The sequence below is a fragment of the Streptomyces sp. SAI-170 genome (assembly GCF_049739565.1).
In the GTDB taxonomy this organism is placed as follows: Bacteria; Actinomycetota; Actinomycetes; order Streptomycetales; family Streptomycetaceae; genus Streptomyces.
Genome location: NZ_JBMGQD010000001.1, coordinates 3,319,847 through 3,338,267, shown reverse-complemented (window position 1 = coordinate 3,338,267; position 18,421 = coordinate 3,319,847). Strand labels below are relative to the sequence as shown.

Here is an 18,421-nt window from a genome sequence, read left to right as displayed (position 1 = left end):
CCGCCGGCCCGGACAGACGCACCCCCGAGAAAGGGCCCCGCCGTGGCCGCCAAGCCCGTGGCCAAGCGCCTCGTCGTGCTGGTCTCCGGATCCGGCACCAACCTCCAGGCGCTGCTCGACGAGATCGCCGCCGTCGGCCCCGAGGCCTACGGCGCCGAGATCGTGGCCGTCGGCGCCGACCGCGAGAACATCGAGGGGCTCGCCCGCGCCGAGCGTGCCGGGCTGCCGACCTTCGTGTGCAAGGTCAAGGACTTCGCCACCCGCGAGGAGTGGGACGCCGCGCTCGCCGGGGCGGTCGCCGCGTACGAGCCCGATCTGGTGGTCTCCGCCGGGTTCATGCGCATCGTCGGCAAGGAGTTCCTCGCCCGCTTCGGCGGCCGGTTCGTGAACACTCACCCGGCCCTCCTCCCCAGTTTTCCCGGGGCCCACGGCGTGCGCGACGCGCTCGCGTACGGCGCCAGGGTCACCGGCTGCACCGTCCACTTCGTCGACGACGGCGTCGACACCGGGCCGATCATCGCGCAGGGCGTGGTGGAGGTCCGGGACGAGGACGACGAGAGCGCGCTGCACGAGCGCATCAAGGAAGTCGAGCGAAGGCTGCTCGTCGACGTCGTGGGGCGGCTCGCCCGCAACGGCTATCGCATTGAGGGACGAAAGGTAGTTATCCAGTGACCGCCGAGAGCAACAAGCGGCCCATCCGTCGCGCACTGGTCAGCGTCTACGACAAGACCGGCCTCGAGGAGCTCGCGCGCGGGCTGCACGAGGCGGGCGTCGAGCTGGTGTCCACCGGCTCCACGGCCGGCCGGATCGCCGCCGCGGGCGTCCCCGTCACCAAGGTCGAGGAGCTCACCGGCTTCCCCGAGTGCCTGGACGGCCGGGTCAAGACCCTGCACCCCAAGGTCCACGCGGGCATCCTCGCCGACCTGCGCCTGGAGGACCACCGGCAGCAGCTGGCGGAGCTCGGCGTCGAGCCGTTCGACCTGGTCGTCGTCAACCTCTACCCGTTCCGCGAGACCGTCGCCTCCGGCGCCTCCGCCGACGAGTGCGTCGAGCAGATCGACATCGGCGGCCCCTCCATGGTCCGCGCCGCCGCCAAGAACCACCCGTCGGTCGCCGTGGTGACCAGCCCGTCCCGTTACGCCGACGTCCTCGCGGCCGTCCAGGACGGCGGCTTCGACCTCGCCACCCGCAAGCGGCTCGCCGCCGAGGCCTTCCAGCACACGGCGTCGTACGACGTGGCGGTCGCCTCCTGGTTCGCCAGCGAGTACGCCCCGGTCGACGACTCGCAGTTCCCCGACTTCCTCGGTGCCACCTGGGAGCGCAAGAACACCCTGCGCTACGGCGAGAACCCGCACCAGCCGGCCGCCCTCTACGTCGACGGCACGGGCGCGGGCCTGGCCGAGGCGGAGCAGCTGCACGGCAAGGAGATGTCGTACAACAACTACACGGACACGGACGCCGCCCGCCGTGCCGCGTACGACCACGACGAGCCGTGTGTCGCGATCATCAAGCACGCCAACCCGTGCGGCATCGCCGTCGGCGCGGACGTCGCCGAGGCGCACCGCAAGGCGCACGCCTGCGACCCGCTGTCGGCGTTCGGCGGCGTGATCGCCGTGAACCGCCCGGTCTCCAAGGAGATGGCCGAGCAGGTCGCGGAGATCTTCACCGAGGTCATCGTGGCGCCGGACTACGAGGAGGGCGCGCTGGAGGCCCTCACCAAGAAGAAGAACATCCGCGTCCTGAAGGCCCCGGCCGCGCCTGCGGGCCCGGTCGAGGTCAAGCCGGTCGACGGCGGCGTCCTGCTCCAGGTCACCGACCGTCTCCAGGCCGACGGCGACGACCCGGCCAACTGGACCCTGGCGACCGGCGAGGCGCTGAGCGACGCGGACCTCCAGCAGCTGGCGTTCGCCTGGAAGGCCTGCCGCGCGGTGAAGTCCAACGCGATCCTCCTCGCCAAGGACGGCGCCGCCGTCGGTGTCGGCATGGGCCAGGTCAACCGCGTCGACTCCGCCAAGCTGGCCGTCGAGCGCGCGGGCGCCGAGCGCGCCCAGGGCTCCTACGCCGCCTCCGACGCCTTCTTCCCCTTCCCGGACGGGCTGGAGATCCTCACCGAGGCCGGCGTCAAGGCCGTCGTCCAGCCGGGCGGCTCGGTCCGCGACGAACTCGTCGTGGAGGCCGCGAAGAAGGCGGGCGTCACCATGTACTTCACGGGGACGCGCCACTTCTTCCACTGAGCACAGAGCACTGAGCGCTGCTCGCGCTGAGCACTGAGCACTCAGCACGAAGGGCGGGTGCCCCACCCCCGAGGGGGGCACCCGCCCTGCTCCGTAACCGGTCAGGCGCAACCGGTGCCGCTGTACGAGGCGTACATCCACTTGCTGTTGTGGTAGAAGCGGTACTTGCCGCTCGCCGTCCGGTAGAAGTCGAAGTAGTAGCGCGAGCCGTGGTAGCGGAGCTTGTACCGCTTGCTCGCGTCGGAGCTGGAACCCCGGTACTCCAGCTCGCCCGCGCGCGTCGAGGCGTTCCACTTCTCGTCGGCCGCGCCGAACGTCTTCTTCCCGACGATGCCGTCCTGCGTCAGCCCCCACGCCCTCTGCAGCTGCTTGGTGGCGTACTTGGTGTTCGCGCCGAACTTCCCGTCGATGTCCGACTTGTCGTAGAGGGTGCCGTTGCTCTCCTTGACGCCCTCCGCGTAGAGGATGATCTGCCACAGGCAGGTGGCGTTGGACTTGGCGTGCGACGAGGTGGACAGGGTGCCCTCGTCGTCGAAGTCGTCGTAGAAGCTGCCGCCGCCGCTGACGTACCCGTCGGACGCGGCCGCGGACGCGGGCGACGCGCCCAGCGCCAGAGCCCCCGTGGCGAGCGCGGCGACGACCCCCGTGGCCGCCCGGCTCCGTGTCGTGCGCATGTTCATCCTGCTTCCTTCCCCGTTGTCCCCGTGAGTCCCGCTCATGAGCGGGTCGTACGTCCACTCTCTCCGGCGCCGTGCAGCGCGGGAACCTGAAATGTTCCAGGGTGGCGCGAGGGAGCCTGCGCCGCGGTCGGCGCCAGCACCGCCAGGTCGTCCTCGCGGACCAGGTCGAAGCGCAGGGCGAGGGAGACGAGCGACTCCTTCTTGCCGTGGACCCGTCGGCCGGGCGCCGCGGAGTCCGGGCCCGGCCGCAGGCGGAGCTTCACGGCGAGGTAGTCGATGTTCCAGTAGACGGCCGACCGGGAGGCCGCCGGCCAGACCGGACGCAGCCGCTCCACCAGCTGCTCGACGGTGGGCAGCGGAGCGTACGGGGCGCCGCGCAGCCGGGGTTCGCACAAGGCGGCCAGCACCGCGTAGTACCGCTTGGTGCGGTCCAGGGCGAACGCCGGTGCGGTGGGCGGCCCGTGGAGCCCGGCGCGCGGGGCGCTGCGGAAGGCGTGGCGAGGTCCCCAGACGTCGATGGCCAGCAGCTCGCCCGCGGCGGGCAGCACGATCCGCGCGAACTCGAACGGGACGGGCGCCTCCAGCCGCCCCGGGGCGACCTTGACGTGTTCGCCGGCGCCCTCCGGATTCTCCACCACGTACGTCCGGTCCTCGCTGAGGTTGCTCAGCAGCCAATAGGTGCGGTGCGCGGTGATCTCACCGGCGACGCGGGGCACTCCGTCGTGCGCGAGGGTCAGTCGGTCCTGTGCCCGCGCCCGGCCGAAGCAGAGCCGGTCTCCGGTCGCGATCCTGATCTGGCTGTCGGGTGTGCCGCAGGCCGGCGGCACGACGATGACGCTGTACACCGGTTCGTCCCCCTCCCTCTCGCGCCCGGGCGAGCCCCCGTGCCCGCCCGGGCGACGTGAAGGAGCATTGCGTGCGGGCGGACGGGCCGACCATGCTGTTGCGCCTGGATGCAAAAGCTGAGCTCGACCGGGGGGAACGAGATGCTCCGCATTCACTTCGGCGACGCCGACCTGGGCAGGACACGGATCGCCGCCGCGCCCGACCCGCTCTGGGAGATCGCCTCAAGTCTGCACCGGCTGCAGTCCAGGCGAGGCAGGTGGGCCTACGCCGGCTGGTACCGCACGGCACGGCAGCAGATCCGGGACAAGGGGCTGACGCCTCTCGTACGGGGCGTGCTGCTGCCCCTGTACCCGAGGGCCGAGTACTTTCCGGACTTTCTGACGCCGGTCAACGCCATGGACGGACTCGACGCGGGCATGGAGTCGATCCTCGCCACACCCCCCGAGCGGATCCTCGAAGAGGTGAGCATCCTCGACCGGACCGTAGGAGCGCCCTCATGGGCCGCGCGACTGGCCGAGCCCGTGGTGCGCAAGGAGTTCACCGGCATGCTCCGCGCCTACCACGAGGCCGTCGTCGTCCCGCACCAGGAGACGGTGCAGGCGCGCATCGAGGCCGAGCGCGCGGTGCGTTCGCGCGGGATCCTGGACGGCGGGGTGGAGGGCATGCTCGCGGGACTCGGGCCCATGATGCGCTGGCGCCCTCCCGTCCTGGAGGTCGCCTATCCGACCCAGGCCGAGGACCGGGACCTGCATCTCAACGGCCGCGGGCTCACGCTCGTCCCCTCCTACTTCAACTGGGGAGAGCCGGTCGCCTTCGCGGACCCCGAACTGCCGCCCGTGCTCTGGTACTCGCTGCTGCACGAACCCGACGCCCGGGACGCCGCGCACGCCTCGCCGTTCGGCGTCGAGGCGCCCGCGAAGTCCCTGACCACCCTGCTCGGACGGGCCCGGGCCGTCGCCCTGTACGCCGCGTCCGCCGGTGCCACCACCGGTGAGATGGCCCGCGCGGCCGGGGTCTCGGCGTCCGCCGCCAGCCGGCACGCCACGGCCCTGCGCGACGCGGGGCTCATCACCACCACCCGGCACGGCCCGTCCGTGCTGCACACCCTCACCCCGCTGGGGGCGTCGATGCTGCGCGAGGCACAGCGACGGGTGGGCGGGATGCCCTAGGGCCCGGGAACGCGCCAGGGCCGCGCCCTTCCCCCGACGGGGTGGACGCGGCCCTTGGGCGGGACGTCGCTCAGTAACGCGGCCGGTTGAACCAGGCCTTGCCCTTGGCGTTGCCGACGAAGACGGCGATCAGGATGCCGAACACCAGGTGGACGATGCCCAGGATGGTGAAGACCAGCGCCAGCACCGCGGTGAGGATGCCGAAGACCAGGATGGTCACACGGGCGCCGTTGCCGCCGGAGGTGAACTTCGTCGCGAGGACGGCGCTCCACACGAGCCACACCAGCGCGAGCGCCGCGATGGCCCAGATCAGACCGGTCGGGTAGTCGGCGAACTGACCGAAGGTCTCGTCGTCCTCGGCCTTGTCGACGGCCACGGCGGCGAAGCCGTACAGGGCCGTGCCGATGACCTGGAGGCCCACGATGATCCACAGCAGGATGCGGGCGGTGCTCACCGTCCCGGGCATCGTGGTCGGCGCCGGGGCGGCGTACGCGCCGACCGGCGGGGCGGACGGGTAGCCGTAACCGGGCTGCTGGGGCTGGCCCTGCGGGGTGCCGTAAGGGTTGTTGGGGTCGCCGAAACTCATGGCGGTCTTTCCTCCGTTGTCCGAGTGCGGGGACGACGCGCGGCATTGTGCGGAGGAAAAGTCACAGAAGCGGTGCGTCCCCCCGGTGCTGCCCGCGGCACTGTCCGCTCATCGTTCTTCAGCCGTCGCGCGCTTGTCCAGCCGGAGCGTCATGTGTTGTGCAAGTGCAACATCGTCGATCACGGGGAGAAACGGGCATGTCACCGGTACGAGGCCCAGGAAGGGCCCGGATTGGAACCGGGGGGCGGTCATCCGGGAGGATGGGGTCATGACCGCCCAGATTCTCGATGGCAAGGCCACCGCAGCCGCGATCAAGTCCGATCTGACCGCCCGCGTGGCGGCGCTGAAGGAGAAGGGCGTCACGCCCGGCCTCGGCACGATCCTCGTCGGGGACGACCCCGGCAGCCAGAAGTACGTCGCCGGCAAGCACCGCGACTGCGCGGAGGTCGGCATCGCCTCCATCCAGCGCGAACTGCCCGCCACCGCCACGCAGGAGGAGATCGAGGCGGTCGTACGGGAACTCAACGAGGACCCCGACTGCACCGGTTACATCGTCCAGCTGCCCCTGCCCAAGGGCATCGACGAGAACCGCATCCTGGAGCTGATGGACCCGGCCAAGGACGCCGACGGCCTGCACCCCATGAACCTCGGCCGTCTGGTGCTCAACGAGCCCGCCCCGCTGCCCTGCACCCCCAACGGCGTGCTCACCCTGCTGCGCCGCTACGGCGTCGAGATCAAGGGCGCCGAGGTCGTGGTCGTCGGCCGCGGTGTGACCATCGGCCGCCCGATGCCGCTGCTGCTGACCCGGCGCAGCGAGAACGCCACCGTGACCCAGTGCCACACCGGCACCAAGGACCTGTCGGCCCACCTCAAGCGCGCGGACATCATCGTCGCCGCCGCCGGCTCCGCCCACTTGATCCGCGCCGAGGACGTCAAGCCGGGCGCGGCCGTCCTCGACGTCGGCGTCTCCCGCAGCGCCGAGGGCAAGATCGTCGGCGACGTCCACCCGGACGTGCGCGAGGTGGCCGGCTTCATCTCCCCCAACCCCGGCGGCGTGGGCCCGATGACCCGGGCGCAGCTGCTCGTCAACGTCGTCGAGGCGGCGGAGCGCAGTGTCGGACGATAGGACGCCCGAAGGGGACCGGCCGGTCGTGCGGGACGCGGTCAGCGCGCCCGACGCCGAGGGTCGTGCGCGCCGTACGACCCGGCGCTTCCCGCGGGTCACCCGGGACACCGCACGCCCCGAGGGCAGCGGCCGGGCCGTCCCCGGCGCCGCCTCCGTGCCCGCCCGGCAGTGGCCGATCCTCGCCGTGCTCGCCACGGTCGCGCTCGGCCTGCTGCTGACCGCGCTGGACCAGTTCCGCGTCGGCACCCTGCTGGTCGGCGCCGCCCTGCTCGGCGGCGCCGTACTGCGCTGGCTGCTGCCCGGCGTCGGCATGCTCGCGGTGCGCTCCCGCTTCACGGACATCGCCACGTACGGCGTCCTGGGGCTGGCGATCGTGCTGCTGGCGATGATGGTCCAGCCGGACCCGTGGCTGGAGATCCCCTTCTTCAAGGACGCGTTGCACTTCACGGTCGACAACTGAGCACGGTCGACGACTGAGCACGGTCGACGACTGAGCACGGTCGACGACTGAGCGCGACCGAAGCGGGGCGGCTGCCGACCCCGACCGCGGTCGGTGGAACACTGGACCGCGGACCCGGGGGCGTGCAACGGTGCATGCCCACGGCCCCGAAGCTCCCGTGCGCCCCCACCACGCGCGGGACAGACATGAGCACGTACCGGGGGGAAGAGGGGGAAAGCAATGCCTCGCTGGAAGGCCTTGCCAGATGAACTCGATCCGCAGATCAGAGAGTTCACCAGCCAGCTGCGGCGCCTGGTGGACCGCAGCGGGCTGAGTATCGCAGCGGTCTCCGACCAGACCGGTTACAGCAAGACGTCCTGGGAGCGCTATCTGAACGGACGGCTGCTCGCGCCCAAGGGCGCGATCGTCGCCCTCGCCGAGGTCACCGGCACCAACCCGGTCCACCTCACCACCATGTGGGAGCTCGCCGAGCGTGCGTGGAGCCGTTCGGAGATGCGGCACGACATGACCATGGAGGCGATCCGGATATCGCAGGCGCGCGCCGCGCTCAGCGAGTTCGGCGTGCCGCCGGCGAACGCCAGGAACGCCAAGGCCCGCAAGGGCGGCAGCTCCACGGCCACGCCCGGCGTCGCGGGCCCCACGGGCGTGGCCCCCACGGTCCCGGCCCAGCCGACCGGCACCGACGCCGACCGGCGGGACACCGGTGCGCGCGCGGCCGGCACGGCCGACACCGGCGTACGCGACGCCGGTCCGCGCCACTCCACCCGGCCCGCCGCCCAACCTTCCGCCCAACCGTCCGCCCAGTCCTCCGCCGAGCCCTCCGCCTCGCCGGAGTCGGGCGTCAACTCCTGGAACATCGCCGGATACCGCGGACCGGCCCCGACCGGCAGCCGCCGACCCGGCACAGGAGCGGGCTCAGCCCCCGGCACAGCCCCCACGGTCACTCCCGGCGGCCCTGTCGGTCCGGCCGGCCCCCTCGGCCCCGGTGGTCCGGCCGCCCCGGCCGGTGCGCCGCGCCACGCGGGCGCCGTCGGCGGACCGCCGCGCGGCACCCGGGCGGCCTCCTCCCGCGGCGGGAGCGGACGGCGTACGACGATGCTCCTCGCGGGCGTCGTCGGCGTGGCGATCGTGGCCGTCGGCGCGTTCCTGTACCTCAACGGCGGCGACAAGAAGAACGAGGGCGCCGACCCCAAGCCCTCGCCCACCCGCAGCACCGCCCCGAAGCTGCCGCCCGGCGTGAAGTGCAGCGGCGAGACCTGCTCCGGCAAGGACGCCGAGGCCATGGGCTGCAGCGGCGACCTGGTGACCACGGCCACGTCGGCCACTGTAGGCACCACCCTCGTCGAGGTCCGCTACAGCAAGGTCTGCCAGGCCGCGTGGGGCCGTATCACCGGGGCCGCGCAGGGCGACGAGGTGAAGGTGACGGCGGGCAAGCGCACCGAGACCGGCTCGACCAGCACGGCCGGAGACACCAGCGCGTACACGCCGATGGTGGCGGTGAAGGACGCGGACGACGCGGTCGCCTGCGCCACGCTGTCGGCGGCCGGCACCACGGGCTGCACGCAATGACGGCCTGAGCAGCCGGGGACGTCCGGGCGGGAGAAGTTCTCGCGGAAATCTTCTCGCGGAAATCCTCTCCAAGAAGGAATGGCCGCCGGGATACGGGGCACGCGATCAGTACCCCCACGGGAGTCCGGTGTGATCGGTACCCCCGCTCGGCGGCCGCCCTCGTCTCTCCTCTCCCGGACGGGCGGCCGCCGTTCTTCGTCCCGGGGCGCCCGTCCAGGGCGCGCTGTGGGGTGGGCCACACCCACCCGGACACCCGGGATCACGCGGGCGCGATAGCCTGACCGCTGGTGGATCTCTTGATACCAAGAGATCGATCATCTGTACGTCCGCACCCCGGGGCAGTGCCGCCCCCCGCCAGCTTCATACGGAGAACGCCATGACCCGCACTCCCGTGAACGTCACCGTCACCGGCGCGGCCGGCCAGATCGGTTACGCCCTGCTCTTCCGCATCGCCTCCGGCCAGCTGCTCGGCGCGGACGTGCCGGTCAAGCTGCGCCTGCTGGAGATCACCCCGGCGCTCAAGGCCGCCGAGGGCACGGCCATGGAGCTCGACGACTGCGCGTTCCCGCTGCTCCAGGGCATCGAGATCACCGACGACCCGAACGTCGCCTTCGACGGCTCCAACGTCGCCCTCCTCGTCGGCGCCCGCCCCCGCACCAAGGGCATGGAGCGCGGCGACCTGCTCGAGGCCAACGGCGGCATCTTCAAGCCGCAGGGCCAGGCCATCAACGCCCACGCCGCCGACGACATCCGCGTCCTGGTGGTCGGCAACCCGGCCAACACCAACGCGCTGATCGCCCAGGCCGCCGCCCCGGACGTACCGGCCGAGCGCTTCACCGCCATGACCCGTCTGGACCACAACCGCGCGCTGACCCAGCTCGCGAAGAAGACGGGCTCCACGGTCGCCGACATCAAGCGTCTGACCATCTGGGGCAACCACTCCGCCACCCAGTACCCGGACATCTTCCACGCCACGGTCGCCGGCAAGAACGCCGCCGAGGTCGTGAACGACGAGAAGTGGCTGGCCGAGGACTTCATCCCGACCGTCGCCAAGCGCGGTGCGGCGATCATCGAGGCCCGTGGCGCCTCCTCCGCGGCCTCCGCCGCCAACGCCGCCATCGACCACATCTACTCCTGGACCAACGGCACCGCCGACGGCGACTGGGTCTCCATGGGCATCCCGTCGGACGGCTCCTACGGCGTCCCGGAGGGCCTCATCTCCTCCTTCCCCGTCACCTGCAAGGACGGCAAGTACGAGATCGTCCAGGGCCTGGAGATCAACGAGTTCTCCCGCACCCGCATCGACGCCTCCGTCGCCGAGCTGGCGGAGGAGCGCGAGGCGGTCCGCGCCCTCGGCCTCATCTGAGCTTCCCCGACGTGACTCCGGCGGCCGGTGTGGGCTATAGTTGATCACACACCGGCCACCGGAACTCCCGGAAGCCGACTGTGCGTTGGTGGTCCAAGGAAAGACGTCCCGCTTCCTGCGGGGAGATGCAGGTGCAAGGCCTGCCCGGCGCTCCGCTCACAAGTCCCGTCCTGCTTCGGCAGGGCGGGACTTCGTGCTTCGTACGGCCGGCCGTACGACCCCGAAGCCCGCCGTGACCAGGACGGTCGCCGCGAGCACCAGCAGCGCGACCGTGCGCAGCGCGGGCGTCATACCGTCGGCCAGCCCCGTGTGGGAGCCGAGGACGGTGCCGGTCACCGCGACCCCGAGCGCCGCGCCCACCTCACGGGCCGCCGCGCCCAGACCCGAGCCGAGCCCCGCCTGCCCCGGCGGCAGGGAGGCGACCACGCCGAGGGTGAGCGCGGGCATGCACAGCCCGGTACCGGCCGACAGCAGCAGCATCCAGCCCGCGTAGACCGCGTACGGCGTGCCCGCGTCGGCCGTGGACACCCCGAGCAGCCCGGCCCCGATCAGCGCGAGCCCGCCCCCGATCACCGCACGGGGATACGCCGTCCAGCGCGCGGCCAGCTTCGGCACCGCGGCCATGCCGACGGTCAGCGGCACGATCGCGAGGCCCGTGAGCGCGGGGCCGTAGCCCTTGAGGCCCTGCAGATACTGCGAGTTGACGTAGAAGAACGAGAACAGGCCGAAGAAGCCGGTCGCCGTGCCCAGGGCGGCCGCGCGCAGCCGGCGGGAGGCGAAGACCCGCGGGTCGAACAGCGGGGCGCGGGAGCGCAGGGCGTGCACCGTGAACGCGGTCACCAGCAGGGCGCCCGCAGCGAACGCGCCGAGGATGCGCGCGGACGTCCAGCCGTGGACCGGGCCCTCGATGATGCCGAACAGCACGGCGACCAGGCCGGCCGTGAGCAGCAGTGTGCCCAGCGGGTCCAGGTTGCTGTGCGGGGAGCGCGCGGTGCGCGGGGTGGTGACGGCGACCGCGAGGGCCAGCAGCGCCGCCAGCGGCACCATCGCGCCGAACAGCGCCCGCCAGGACAGGAATTCACCCACCAGGCCGCCGCCCACATTGCCCGCGAGGCCGCCGAGCCCGATCGCCAGCGTCCAGGACGCCATGGCCTGGGCCCGCCGTTCGGGACCGGCGAGGTACAGCACCAGCGACAGTGTGGCCGGGGTGATCAGCGCGGCCCCGGCACCGGCGATCCCGCGCCCGGCGATCAGCAGCGCGGGCCCGCTCGCCAGCGCACTGGTGCCCGCGCCCGCCCCGAGCAGCGCGAGCCCGGCGAGCAGGGCGCCCTTGCGGCCGTATCGGTCGCCGAGGGCGCCGGCCGGGACGAGAAGTCCGGCGAAGACGATGACGTAGGCGTCGACCGTCCACAGGATCTCGGTGTGCGAGGGGTGCAGGGAGGACGAACTCAGCTGCGGTATCAGCAGGTTGACGGCGGCCACCAGGCTCTGCGCGACCAGGACGCAGGCGCACAGGGCCAGCAGGGTGGAGCGCTTCAGGACAGGAGGGCGGTTCGGGGCGGGGGACCGTTTCAGGGCAGGCGAAGGCACGGCTCCTCCTCGGGAGCGGGGTGGGATGGGATGCCCTGCCACCGTAGGGTCGGGGGTGGATTGTCTTCCAGTGCAACCTTTGCAAGGGGTGGATGCGTGTGACGCAATCGGGTGGGCTCGATCTGAATCTGCTGGTCGCGCTGGAGGTGCTGCTGGAGGAGCAGAGCGTGCAGGGTGCGGCCCGGCGGCTGCATCTGTCCGAGCCCGCCATGAGCCGCACACTCGGCCGGGTCCGCAAGGCCCTGGGCGATCCGGTGCTCGTGCGGGCCGGGCGCACGATGGTGCCGACCCCGCGGGCCCTGGCGGTGCGGGCCGAGGTGAGTGCGGTGGTGGAACGGGCCCGCGCGCTGTTCGCGCCCGGCGACACCGACCTCAGGACCGTCGAGCGGACCTTCACCATCGTCGGACAGGACGCCATGGCCGCCGCGTTCGGCGCCGAACTGTTCGCGCGGGCCGCCGCCGAGGCGCCCCGCGTACGGCTGCGGTTCCTGGCCGAGAGCCATGTGGACGCGCCCCTGCTGCGCGAGGGGACGGCCGATCTGGAGGTCGGGGTGATCGACACCGTGGCACCCGAGGTGCATCGCGAGCACCTCTGCGACGACCGCATGCTCGGCGTCGTACGGCAGGGACATCCGCTGCTGGAGGGGGAGTTGACGCCGGAGCGGTTCGCCGCGGCCGACCATCTGTCCGCCTCCCGGCGGGGCCGCACCCACGGGCCCGTCGACCGGGCGCTCGCCGGGCTGGGGCTGGAGCGGCGGGTGGTGGGCAGTGTCGGCACCTTCCCGGCCTCGCTGTTCGTCGTGCGCGACACCGACCTGGTGGGGCTGATCAGCTCCTGGGGGCTGCCGCTCGCCGAGGTGCTCGGGCTGGTCGCCTTCGAGGTGCCCCTCGACCTGCCGCCGCTGCGGCTGGGCCTGGCCTGGCACCCCCGCCATGACGCCGATCCCGCGCACGCCTGGCTGCGGCGGACCGTACGGGAGCTGATCACCCGCGTGTGCCCGTGAAGCGGGCGCCGTGACACGGCTCCCACTATGCTGATGCTCACTCAAATACGCCTGAACGTCAGCCGTTTCATGCCTCGGGGAGTGGTGTGAGTACTGCGTACGTGCCGTCGCAGCCGCAACCGTCGGGGGCGCCGCCGCCCCGGGCCGCCCGTCCTGCCGCACGCCAGCGAGGCCACGCGGCTGCTGTGCGCGGGTGTGTATCTGGACGCCGACTACCGGGACCGGGTGATCGAGGAGCTGCATCTCAACGAGCAGCGGATCGCCGCGCCCTCGCTCGGGTTCGACGCCGCGCGGGTGCTGGCGCACGCGCTGCGTGCCCGGCGGCAGGAGATCGCCTGGGCGCTGGCGATCCTGGGGCTGTGGGTCGTGGGCGGGGGACTGACCCGCGGAGTGCTGTTCGTCTTCCTCGGCCCCAGCCTGCTGCTCGCGGCGGCCTCCTGGATCCGCGGCCGGTCCACCCGGCCGCCCCTGTACCGGGTGGTGCCGGCGTTCGTGCTGCGCTGGTACGGCCGCATCCTGTTCGCCGCCCTGCTGGCCGCCGTGGTGACGGCCGCGTTCGGCGCGGCGGAGGAGGACTCGTCCGATCCGTACGGCTACGGCTCCTCCGACGGCCTCGGCCTGTACTCCGACGACCCCACTGACGGCGGCCTGTTCGGATGGCCGTTCGACCTCGTCCGCGAGCTCGCCGCCGCCATCGAGGTCTGGCAGGCCTGGCTGGCGCTCGCCGTACTCGCGCTGATCGCGCTGTGCGAGGCCGGCCGGCGCGGCCAGTTCGCCCGGGTGATGGCCGCCGAGCTGTCCCCGCAGCGCTTCCCGGACGCGGCGAACGACCCGGCCGAACAGGCCGAGGGGCAGCGCTTCCGGCGGCTGCGCGACCGCATCCGCACCGAGCAGCACGCGCCCCTGGCCCTGTACCACCCGGCCCGGCCGTTCTGCGGGGCCGGCGCGGCCTACGAGACCTGGGTGCTCGCCGTCGAACTGCGGCCGGACCCCGCGAAGAAGCAGCAGCCGCTCAGCAACCGCGCCGTGCTGGAGAAGGTCCGCCCTCTGCTGGAGCGGCTGCGGCTGCCCGCCGAGACCGCCGAGTACGCCGGGCATGTCGTACGCGACCGGCTGCGGTGGCTGGAGATCGACGAGTGCGTGTTCCTGCCCGCCGAGGGCCTGCTGCGCCGCGAGGACGCGCCCTACCCGGCCTTCTCCGAGCACCGGGAGCGGTCGGTGGAGGAGGGCGCGGAGAAGCGGCGTCACTTCCTGCGCGTCCGGGTCGGCGGCTGGGAGGAGGAGCTGGTCACGACCGTGTTCGTGCGTGTCCACACGCAGGGCCGCATGCTCATGCTGGAGATCGCCCCGCATGTGCTGCTGCCGGTGCGCGCGGACTTCAAGGACGCCGACCGGGCCGCCCACCGCTTCCGGCACAACAACGCGATCGGCAAGGCCGCCTGGGCGCTCGCCCGGGTGCCGCGCTCCGCGGCGTCCGCGCTGGCCGTCCTCGGGCGGGCCGTGGCGTACGGCTGGCGGCTGCTGACCGGCGGGTTCGCGGGCGCGCTGCCCGAGGGGCCGGCGCTGTCGGTGCGCGAACTGGGCTCGGCGCAGGCCGGGTCGACGTTCCAGGAGATGGACGTCGTGCGCTATCTGCGCAGCGTGCAGGACCGGGTGGCGCACGGTGTGCGCACCGCGCTCGAGGAATCCGGCTACCAGACCGGCGAGTTCGTACAGAAGATCGTCAACATCAGCAACGGCGGCGTGAACGTCGAGAACATGGGGGACGTCTCGCACAGCACCTTCGCGGTCGGTTCCCACGCCTCCGCCTCCTCCGTCTCGGGCGGCGACGCGCCGCAGAAGGGATCAGCCGGCGATGTCCAGCGATGAGCCGAACGTCAGCATGGGGAACGTCTCCCACAGCACCTTCGCCATCGGCAGCCACGCGCGCGCCGAGAGCCACCAGTACGCGGGCGGCCCGCGCGACGCGGCCACCGAGGAACTGCTGAAGGCGGTACGGGAGTTGCGGGCCGACCTCGCGTCGCGTGTGCGGGGCACCGACCAGACCGCCGCGCTCGACGCGGAGCTGGCCCGGACCGAGGAGGAGATCACGAGCACGGGGCAGGCCGCGCCCACCCGCCGCGAGCGCCTGCGCGCCCTGCTCACCGACTCCGAGGCCCTGGTCAGCCTGCTCGCCTCCGCCGGGGCCGTCGCCGCGATGCTGGGGATGTGAGAGGGGCGCGATGAGCGGGGGACAGCGGTACTGGAACGAGGACACCCAGCGCTGGGAGGACCCGTCGTCCGGCCCGGCTCCGGCGCCGTCTCCTCCGCCGCGCCCCGACTTCGCGCCGGGGGCCGGCCGGCGGGCTCCGTGGGACGCGGACGCGGGGACGTTCGCCGGGCCCGGGTCCGGCGACGAGCCTGCCGTCGTGGTCACGCCGCCCGCTCACCCCGTGGACCCGGTGCCCGGTCCGGTACCGCCGGTGCCCGGCTCCTCGCCTCCCGGCGGCTGGCCCGGAACGCCCGGTGTGCCGCCTTCCGAGCCGTGGCCCGGTGCCGGACCCGGACCGTCTCCTCGTAGCGTCGACCGGCGGGTCGTCTGGTCCGTCGTCGTCGGTGCCGCTGTCGTCGGTGTGGCCGTGAGCCTGGTGCTGACGTTGGTCGTCGGGAAGGGCGACGACGACACGGACGCCCGGCCGCCCGCGACGAGTTCGCCCCGTGTGGAGTCCTCCTCCGCACAGCCCACGCCGACCGAGGAGGAGTCCGTCACCCCGTCGCCCACCTTCGCCGAACCCCCGGCGGGCTACGTACTGACGCAGGACGACGAGGGCTTCCGCATGGCCGTCCCGGAGGGGTGGTCGCGCAGCGAGACCGACTCGCAGTACGGCATCGCGGTGGTCAACTACCGCAGCCCCGACCGCACGCAGCGGCTCCAGGTGTACCAGGTGTCCGAGGCGACGCCGGACGAGTCGTTCGAGCTGTATCTGTCCAACGCCAGGGAAAAGGCGGACGGCTTCGAGCAGCTCGCCCTGGAGAACCTGGACGACGGCGACTTTGTCGGCTCACGCCTGGAGTACCTGGTCGCCTCCATCGACGGGGAGCCCGACGTGGGCACCTGGCACATCTACGACGAGCGGTTCGTCGCCTCCGACGGCGAGATCTACGCCGTGGCGTCCTACGGTCCCGACTCCGACGGCGGCACGGACGAACTGGAGGTGCTGAACACGGCGTTGGGCTGGTTCTGCCCGCCGTACGGCATCTGTGAGGGTCCGCAACCAGACCTCTCCTAGACCTTCTGCAGCTCGTCCTGGAGCTTGTCCACGTCCACGCTGTCCTCGGGCGGCGGTGTCCTCGTCGGCACCGGCTCGTCGTAGTCGTCGAAGGTGACGGACCGGTCGGTGCCGCCGCCGCGCTGGACGATCTCCGCGACCTGGTGCGGGGAGTCGGCGGTGACGTACATCGTGATGTTCTTGCCCTCGTCCTTGCCGGACAGCGGGTAGACGTCGGTGCCGTCGCGCTCGGTCTTCTCGCCGCGCTTCAGGGCGGTCGGCGGGTCGTCACCGGAGCCGATGTCGTCCTGGAGGCTGTCGAGGTCGCAGGTGTCGGCCAGGCCCTTGAGCATGGCGTCGCTGGTGGAGCCGTGGATCCAGCGGTTCTTGAACAGCTCGGCCACCTCGTCGCCCTGCCCGCCCGGCACCTGCGCCTTCCAGAACGCGGTGTCCGGTTTCATCCACACCTGCTTGCCCCGCTTGACGATCTCCACGGTGCCGCCGTGCCGGGCCATCTTCAGCGTGCCGGCGCAGTTGCCGTCCCGGTCCAGGGCGAGGTCCATGGAGGCCGGCCGTGTGCGGCCGGTGGACGTGTCCTTGCCGCGGTCCGTCAGCTTCAGATGGACGGACTCCGCGTCGCGGAGGTTCTCCCGCGCCTCGTCGGCGAGCTGCCGGGCGCTGGGATCGTCGGCGGCGGCCGCCGACGGGGCCAGCAGCAGGGTCGCACTCACCGCGGCGGAGAGCAGGGCCGTCATGACCATGGCGTCACCTCCAGGCGCGCATCTCTCCCAGGGTAGGTTTCGCCCTTTTTGTCCGCATGTTCAGTGATGCAGCGCACTTTCGGCCACCGATTGCGCATGCATCTCGGGCCCGGGGGCATGTGCTCCCGGTCTCCGAGGGTGACATCCGTGTCACTCAGGGGAATCGCACAGGAACGGAAGGCAATACCGACCATGGCAAGGCAGCAGGCACGACGGACGATCCATGCAGACGGCGAGTGGTACGACGCGCTCTCCGGAGCCACCCGCGAGATCGTCGACCCGGCGGACGGCCGGCCCTTCGACGTCGTCGCGGAGGGTGACGAGAGGGACGCGGACCGCGCCGTCGAGGCGGCCCGCCGCGCCTTCGACGGCGGACAGGGCGCCTGGCCCCGCACCCCCGCCGCCGAGCGGGCCGCCCTGCTGCGGCGCGTCGCCGACCTGCTCGTGCGCGACCGTGAGCGGCTCGGGCTGCTGGAGAGCCGGGACGCGGGCAAGACCCTCGAAGAGGGCCGTATCGACATCGACTGTGTCGCCGACGCGTTCCGCTACTTCGCCGACCTCGTCGCCGCCGAGGCGCCCGGCCGGGTCGTGGACGCGGGCACCCCGGACGTCCACAGCGTCGTCGTGCACGAGCCCGTCGGCGTGTGCGCGCTGATCACCCCCTGGAACTACCCCCTGCTCCAGGCCAGTTGGAAGATCGCGCCCGCTCTCGCGGCCGGCAACACCTTCGTCGTCAAGCCCAGCGAGATCACCCCGCTGACGACCGTCGCCCTGATCGACCTGCTCACGGAGGCCGGCCTGCCCGCCGGGGTCGCCAATGTCGTCACCGGCCCCGGCCACACGGTCGGCGCCCGCCTCGCCGAGCACCCCGACGTCGACCTGGTGTCCTTCACCGGCGGCTTGGCCAGCGGCGTCAAGGTGGCCCAGGCGGCCGCCATGTCGGTCAAGAAGGTCGCCCTCGAACTCGGCGGCAAGAACCCCAACGTCGTCTTCGCCGACGCCTGCGCCACCGACGAGGGCTTCGACACCGCGGTCGACCAGGCCCTCAACGCCGCCTTCATCCACAGCGGCCAGGTCTGCTCGGCCGGCTCCCGCCTCATCGTCGAGGAGTCGGTCAGGGACCGCTTCGTCGCCGAACTCGCCGAGCGTGCGGGCCGTATCCGCCTCGGCCGCGGCACCGACGACGGCGTCGAGTGCGGCCCGCTCGTCTCCGAGCAGCAGCGCGCCAAGGTCGAGGCGTACGTCGCCTCCGCGCTGGAGGAGGGCGCGGTGCTGCGGACCGGCGGCAAGCGCCCCGAGGGGCCCGGGTACTTCTACGAGCCGACCGTCCTCGACGGGTGCCACCGCGCGATGAAGGTCGTCCGCGAGGAGATCTTCGGCCCGGTCCTCACCGTCGAGACCTTCCGCACCGAGGACGAGGCCGTCGCCCTCGCCAACGACACCGAGTACGGCCTGGCGGGCGCGGTGTGGACGGCGGACGCGGGGCGCGCCCGGCGGGTCGCGGGGCGGCTGCGGCACGGCACCGTCTGGATCAACGACTTCCACCCCTATCTGCCGCAGGCGGAGTGGGGCGGCTTCGGCCGCAGCGGCGTCGGCCGCGAGCTGGGCCCGTCCGGGCTCGCGGAGTACCGCGAGAGCAAGCACGTGTACCAGAACCTTGCGCCGAGCCCGGTGCGGTGGTTCCGGGGCTGACATTGCGCCCCTGACAGTGCCTCGGTTCGTCGTTCGGCGTCTGCGGCGCCGTTGTGGCTGGTCGCGCAGTTCCCCGCGCCCCTTAGGGCG

The 18,421-nt window shown here is 72.5% G+C and carries 17 protein-coding genes; 12 read left to right on the top strand and 5 right to left on the bottom strand.

From position 1 onward, the window contains the following. Window positions 1-42 precede the first annotated feature (42 nt). Window positions 43-672 (top strand): phosphoribosylglycinamide formyltransferase, encoded by a 630-nt coding sequence (gene purN / locus RKD23_RS14740; protein ID WP_404043518.1) that lies wholly within the window; start codon window positions 43-45, stop codon window positions 670-672. Then, window positions 669-2,234 carry a bifunctional phosphoribosylaminoimidazolecarboxamide formyltransferase/IMP cyclohydrolase gene (purH, locus tag RKD23_RS14735; protein WP_424854103.1) on the top strand — a complete coding sequence of 522 codons (1,566 nt, stop codon included), beginning with the start codon at window positions 669-671 and terminating at the stop codon, window positions 2,232-2,234. The genes purN and purH overlap by 4 nt, the downstream gene beginning before the upstream one ends. A gap of 101 nt (window positions 2,235-2,335) precedes the next feature. On the opposite strand, the gene RKD23_RS14730 is transcribed toward purH, so the two are convergent. Next, the gene (locus RKD23_RS14730; protein ID WP_424854102.1) at window positions 2,336-2,908 is read right to left on the bottom strand and encodes a peptidoglycan-binding domain-containing protein; all 573 of its coding nucleotides are present in this window, start codon (window positions 2,906-2,908) and stop codon (window positions 2,336-2,338) included. Window positions 2,909-2,949: 41 nt separating this feature from the next. Continuing rightward, window positions 2,950-3,759: an FHA domain-containing protein gene (locus tag RKD23_RS14725; RefSeq protein ID WP_424854101.1), complete on the bottom strand. Its 810-nt coding sequence runs from the start codon at window positions 3,757-3,759 to the stop codon at window positions 2,950-2,952. Window positions 3,760-3,900: 141 nt separating this feature from the next. Between RKD23_RS14725 and RKD23_RS14720 the strand changes: the two genes are divergently transcribed. After that, the gene (locus RKD23_RS14720; protein WP_424854100.1) at window positions 3,901-4,929 is read left to right on the top strand and encodes an ArsR family transcriptional regulator; all 1,029 of its coding nucleotides are present in this window, start codon (window positions 3,901-3,903) and stop codon (window positions 4,927-4,929) included. Between the two features lie 70 nt (window positions 4,930-4,999). On the opposite strand, the gene RKD23_RS14715 is transcribed toward RKD23_RS14720, so the two are convergent. Further along, complete coding sequence (locus RKD23_RS14715; RefSeq protein WP_424854099.1) at window positions 5,000-5,515, bottom strand: hypothetical protein; 516 nt, start codon at window positions 5,513-5,515, stop codon at window positions 5,000-5,002. Between the two features lie 268 nt (window positions 5,516-5,783). On the opposite strand from RKD23_RS14715, the gene RKD23_RS14710 reads away from it, so the two are divergent. The 4 genes from RKD23_RS14710 (at window position 5,784) to RKD23_RS14695 (ending at window position 10,036) form a co-directional block, all read left to right on the top strand. Further along, window positions 5,784-6,641, top strand: coding sequence for a bifunctional methylenetetrahydrofolate dehydrogenase/methenyltetrahydrofolate cyclohydrolase (locus tag RKD23_RS14710; protein WP_404043506.1), 858 nt, complete (start codon window positions 5,784-5,786; stop codon window positions 6,639-6,641). After that, the gene (locus RKD23_RS14705; RefSeq protein ID WP_424854098.1) at window positions 6,628-7,101 is read left to right on the top strand and encodes a DUF3017 domain-containing protein; all 474 of its coding nucleotides are present in this window, start codon (window positions 6,628-6,630) and stop codon (window positions 7,099-7,101) included. Before RKD23_RS14710 ends, RKD23_RS14705 begins: the two co-directional genes overlap by 14 nt. 219 nt (window positions 7,102-7,320) lie before the next feature. Then, complete coding sequence (locus RKD23_RS14700; RefSeq protein WP_424854097.1) at window positions 7,321-8,670, top strand: DUF2690 domain-containing protein; 1,350 nt, start codon at window positions 7,321-7,323, stop codon at window positions 8,668-8,670. Between the two features lie 376 nt (window positions 8,671-9,046). Further along, window positions 9,047-10,036 carry a malate dehydrogenase gene (locus RKD23_RS14695; protein ID WP_404043500.1) on the top strand — a complete coding sequence of 330 codons (990 nt, stop codon included), beginning with the start codon at window positions 9,047-9,049 and terminating at the stop codon, window positions 10,034-10,036. 156 nt (window positions 10,037-10,192) lie between these two features. Here the strand turns inward: RKD23_RS14695 and RKD23_RS14690 are convergent, their stop codons facing one another. After that, the gene (locus tag RKD23_RS14690) at window positions 10,193-11,626 is read right to left on the bottom strand and encodes an MFS transporter (RefSeq protein WP_424854096.1); all 1,434 of its coding nucleotides are present in this window, start codon (window positions 11,624-11,626) and stop codon (window positions 10,193-10,195) included. 92 nt (window positions 11,627-11,718) lie between these two features. On the opposite strand from RKD23_RS14690, the gene RKD23_RS14685 reads away from it, so the two are divergent. The 4 genes from RKD23_RS14685 to RKD23_RS14670 all read left to right on the top strand — a co-directional run bounded on the left by RKD23_RS14685 (window position 11,719) and on the right by RKD23_RS14670 (window position 15,899). Then, window positions 11,719-12,630: a LysR family transcriptional regulator gene (locus tag RKD23_RS14685; protein ID WP_424854095.1), complete on the top strand. Its 912-nt coding sequence runs from the start codon at window positions 11,719-11,721 to the stop codon at window positions 12,628-12,630. Window positions 12,631-12,825: 195 nt separating this feature from the next. After that, on the top strand, window positions 12,826-14,499 hold the full coding sequence (locus RKD23_RS14680; protein ID WP_424854094.1) for a hypothetical protein: 1,674 nt from the start codon (window positions 12,826-12,828) through the stop codon (window positions 14,497-14,499). After that, window positions 14,486-14,842 (top strand): hypothetical protein, encoded by a 357-nt coding sequence (locus RKD23_RS14675; RefSeq protein WP_404043492.1) that lies wholly within the window; start codon window positions 14,486-14,488, stop codon window positions 14,840-14,842. Before RKD23_RS14680 ends, RKD23_RS14675 begins: the two co-directional genes overlap by 14 nt. Before the next feature lie 10 nt (window positions 14,843-14,852). Beyond that, window positions 14,853-15,899 carry a hypothetical protein gene (locus tag RKD23_RS14670; RefSeq protein WP_424854093.1) on the top strand — a complete coding sequence of 349 codons (1,047 nt, stop codon included), beginning with the start codon at window positions 14,853-14,855 and terminating at the stop codon, window positions 15,897-15,899. Here RKD23_RS14670 and RKD23_RS14665 read toward each other — a convergent pair. After that, window positions 15,896-16,639 (bottom strand): hypothetical protein, encoded by a 744-nt coding sequence (locus RKD23_RS14665; RefSeq protein ID WP_424854092.1) that lies wholly within the window; start codon window positions 16,637-16,639, stop codon window positions 15,896-15,898. The genes RKD23_RS14670 and RKD23_RS14665 overlap by 4 nt on opposite strands. A gap of 192 nt (window positions 16,640-16,831) precedes the next feature. Between RKD23_RS14665 and RKD23_RS14660 the strand changes: the two genes are divergently transcribed. Continuing rightward, window positions 16,832-18,331: an aldehyde dehydrogenase family protein gene (locus RKD23_RS14660; RefSeq protein ID WP_424854091.1), complete on the top strand. Its 1,500-nt coding sequence runs from the start codon at window positions 16,832-16,834 to the stop codon at window positions 18,329-18,331. The last annotated feature ends 90 nt before the right edge of the window (window positions 18,332-18,421 follow it).

Excerpts from the sequence above, each read along its gene's own strand:
- RKD23_RS14730 (WP_424854102.1), bottom strand. The coding sequence starts at position 2,908 with ATGCGCACGACACGGAGCCGGGCGGCCACGGGGGTCGTCGCCGCGCTC.
- RKD23_RS14720 (WP_424854100.1), top strand. The coding sequence starts at position 3,901 with ATGCTCCGCATTCACTTCGGCGACGCCGACCTGGGCAGGACACGGATC.
- RKD23_RS14715 (WP_424854099.1), bottom strand. The coding sequence starts at position 5,515 with ATGAGTTTCGGCGACCCCAACAACCCTTACGGCACCCCGCAGGGCCAG.
- RKD23_RS14710 (WP_404043506.1), top strand. The coding sequence starts at position 5,784 with ATGACCGCCCAGATTCTCGATGGCAAGGCCACCGCAGCCGCGATCAAG.
- RKD23_RS14700 (WP_424854097.1), top strand. The coding sequence starts at position 7,321 with ATGCCTCGCTGGAAGGCCTTGCCAGATGAACTCGATCCGCAGATCAGA.
- RKD23_RS14695 (WP_404043500.1), top strand. The coding sequence starts at position 9,047 with ATGACCCGCACTCCCGTGAACGTCACCGTCACCGGCGCGGCCGGCCAG.
- RKD23_RS14685 (WP_424854095.1), top strand. The coding sequence starts at position 11,719 with ATGCGTGTGACGCAATCGGGTGGGCTCGATCTGAATCTGCTGGTCGCG.
- RKD23_RS14675 (WP_404043492.1), top strand. The coding sequence starts at position 14,486 with ATGTCCAGCGATGAGCCGAACGTCAGCATGGGGAACGTCTCCCACAGC.
- RKD23_RS14670 (WP_424854093.1), top strand. The coding sequence starts at position 14,853 with ATGAGCGGGGGACAGCGGTACTGGAACGAGGACACCCAGCGCTGGGAG.
- RKD23_RS14665 (WP_424854092.1), bottom strand. The coding sequence starts at position 16,639 with ATGGTCATGACGGCCCTGCTCTCCGCCGCGGTGAGTGCGACCCTGCTG.
- RKD23_RS14660 (WP_424854091.1), top strand. The coding sequence starts at position 16,832 with ATGGCAAGGCAGCAGGCACGACGGACGATCCATGCAGACGGCGAGTGG.